This window comes from Streptomonospora sediminis, assembly GCF_054778995.1.
The window spans coordinates 1-933 of the sequence record NZ_BAAGYZ010000149.1 but is presented as its reverse complement, the minus strand read 5'-3'; the positions used below and the strand labels follow the sequence as shown (position 1 = coordinate 933).

Genomic DNA, 933 nt, shown 5'->3' with positions numbered 1-933 from the left:
GAGTCCGGTTTTTGCGGCGCGGATGGCCGAGTGCGATGCGGCGCTGGGGGTTTTCGCGGAGTTTTCGGTTGTGGAGTTGCTGCGCGGGGGTGCCGCGTTGGAGCGGGTGGAGGTGGTGCAGGCGGCGTTGTGGGCGGTGCTGGTGTCGTTGGCCGCGGTGTGGCGGTCCCACGGGGTGGAGCCTGCGGCGGTGGTGGGCCATTCCCAGGGTGAGATCGCGGCGGCGTGTGTGGCGGGGGGTTTGTCGCTGGCCGATGGTGCGCGTGTTGTGGTGGCGCGGGCGCGGGTGATCGCGGAGCGGTTGTCGGGGCGTGGCGGCATGGTTTCGGTCGCCGCGGGCGTGCAGCGGACGGCCGAACTGCTGGAACCGTGGGACGGGGTGCTGTCGGTCGCGGTGGTCAACGGTCCGGTCGCCACGGCAGTGTCGGGGGAGTCGGCGGCGCTTGCGGAGTTCGTGCAGGCGTGCGAGGCCGCTGATGTGCGGGTGCGGTGGATCGATGTGGATTACGGGTCGCATTCGCCGCAGGTGGAGGCGGTGGCGGATCGGGTTGCGGCCGATCTTGCCGGGATTGCGCCGGTGAGTGCGGGGGTTCCGTTCTTCTCAACAGTGCGCGGCGAGGTGGTGGATACCGCGGAGTTGGGTCCGGAGTACTGGGCGGCGAATCTGCGCCGGCCGGTGGGGTTTGATCCGGCGGTGCGGGAGTTGCTGGGTGCGGGGCACCGGTTTTTTGTGGAGGTGAGTCCGCATCCGGTGCTGGTTCCGGCGCTGGAGGACATCTTCGGTGACGTGTCCGGTACCGGTTCTGCGGCCGGTGCCGGTGCGGTGGCGTTGGGGAGTCTGCAGCGGGGCCAGGGCGGGTTGGAGCGGTTCGCGGTTTCGTTGGCCGAGGGGTATGTGCGGGGTTTGGGTGTGTCGTGGGGCCCGTTCGTGGC

At 70.2% G+C, this 933-nt stretch carries 1 protein-coding gene; it reads left to right on the top strand.

The annotated features are described in order from the left end of the window. On the top strand, positions 1-933 hold a 933-nt coding region (locus ACYVD5_RS27920), incomplete at both ends, for an acyltransferase domain-containing protein (protein WP_461004160.1).